Raw genomic sequence first — 1861 nt, forward strand, 5'->3', positions numbered from 1 at the left:
GGGCGCTGGCAACCGCCTCCAGCCCCATAGCGGGGCTCTTCCTGGAGGTCGTCGCGGCGGTGCTGCTGCTGCGGCGGCGCTGGGCGGCGCTGTTCGCTGTGGCGCTGCCGCCGCCCGCCGTGGTGGCCTGCTCGGCGCTGCTCTTCCCCTTCTCGGGCGACATGCCCATGCCAGTCTGGTCGTTCGTGCTGCCCGCCGTGAGCGCCGTGCTCGTGACGCTGCTGGTGCCGCGGGAGTGGGTCGCGATCCGGATCGGGGCCGCCGTCTACGCCCTCGGGATCCTGCTGACCTGGCTGATCCCCTCCCCGGTCGGCTCCAACGTGGAGCGGCTCGGCCTGCTGTTCGCGACGGTGGCGCTGCTGGCCGCTGTGCCGGTGGTGGTGGGACGGGGCTGGAAGCCCTGGCGGTCGCGGCGCGGGCTGGCGATGGCGCTCGCGCTGTTCGTCACGGCCGGGTGGCAGGTCGTCAAGCCGAGCTGGGACGTGATCCACACGACGCCGGACGCGTCCTGGGCCCGGGAACTGGCGCCGCTCGTGCACCAGCTGAAGAAGCGGCACGCCAACCGGGCGCGGGTCGAGGTCGTGCCTGTCAACAGCCACCGCGAGGCGTCCGCGCTGGCGCCGTACGTCAACCTCGCGCGCGGCTGGAACCGGCAGGCCGACATCGACCGCAACCCGCTCTTCTACGAGAAGCACCTCACCCCCGCGCACTACTACGAGTGGCTGCGGCGCTGGGCGGTGCACTTCGTGGTGCTGCCCTCCGACCACCCCGACATCGCGGGCGGTATCGCGGAGGCGCAGCTGGTGAAGAAGCGGCCGCCGTATCTGCGGGAGGTCTGGTCGGACGAGAACTGGCGGCTCTTCGCCGTCACCGACCCGCTGCCGCTCGCCGCGCCGCCCGCCACCGTGCGCCGCGCCGACGCGGAGGGCGTGACGGTGCAGGTGCGGCGGCGCGGCGCCGTTCTCGTCCGGGTGCCGTACTCCCCGTGGCTGGGCCTGGTCGACAAGGACGGGGAGCGCATCAAGCCGCCGGACCACGCGGGCGGCAACGTCAGAGGCTGTCTGCGCGAGTCCGAGCCGACCTTCGGCGGCGAACCGCCGAAGGGCAAGGACAAGCCGGTCACGGACACCTGGACGCTGCTGGAGGCGCCGCGCGCCGGCACGTACCGGATCGCGGCCCCGTACAAGCTGCCGCGGGGGACGCCGTGCCCCGAGGGAGAGGACGAGGACAGGGACGCCGCCGGCGACTGAGGCAGCGCCCGCCGGCCCCGCGGGAGCCGTGCGGGACTCCCACCACATCCCCTAGTCCGTGGCGGCGGAGCCGCTTCCGTAGGGGCGGGTGATGATCTCCAGGACGTGACCGTCGGGGTCCAGCCAGTACACGCCCCGGCCGCCGTCGTTGTGGTTGATCTCCCCCGGCCGGGTGCGGTACGGGTCGGCGTAGTAGGTGAGCCCGGCCTGCTGGATGCGGCCGAAGATCGTGTCGAACTCGCCCTCCGACACCAGGAACGCGAAGTGCCGCGCGATGATCTCCTCGCCCTCCCCGCTGTCGGCGAAGTCGAGAGTGACGTCGTTCCCCGCGGTCACCGGAACGAAGGGGCCGAACTCGGGCTGTACCTCCAGTCCCAGCAGCCCGGCCAGGAACTCGGCCGAGGCCCGCTTGTCCCGTGCCTGCACGATGGTGTGGTTGAGCTGGACCGTCATGGTGGCTCCTCCTCCGGCGTGATATGGTGTGACGTTCCGTATCGTCACACTCACCCGGGTTCAACGGCCGGAGCCGGAGCGGCATTTCGCCCCCGGCCTCCGTCGTTGGGCGTACGACCGGAGACCGGAGACCGGGGGCCGGGGGCCGGAAGGGGGAG

The 1861-nt window shown here is 72.6% G+C and carries 1 protein-coding gene and 1 pseudogene; one reads left to right on the forward strand and one right to left on the reverse strand.

Translation table 11 applies throughout. The features are described from left to right. Positions 1–1250, forward strand: a pseudogene (locus G5C65_RS36510) (MFS transporter); the annotation flags it as partial. A 51-nt stretch (positions 1251–1301) separates the two neighbouring features. Here G5C65_RS36510 and G5C65_RS36515 read toward each other — a convergent pair. Beyond that, positions 1302–1703: a VOC family protein gene (locus G5C65_RS36515; protein ID WP_165303338.1), complete on the reverse strand. Its 402-nt coding sequence runs from the start codon at positions 1701–1703 to the stop codon at positions 1302–1304. Between the last annotated feature and the right edge of the window lie 158 nt (positions 1704–1861).

Origin of the sequence: Streptomyces boncukensis (genome assembly GCF_011045075.1) — a bacterium.
GTDB lineage: Bacteria > Actinomycetota > Actinomycetes > Streptomycetales > Streptomycetaceae > Streptomyces > Streptomyces boncukensis.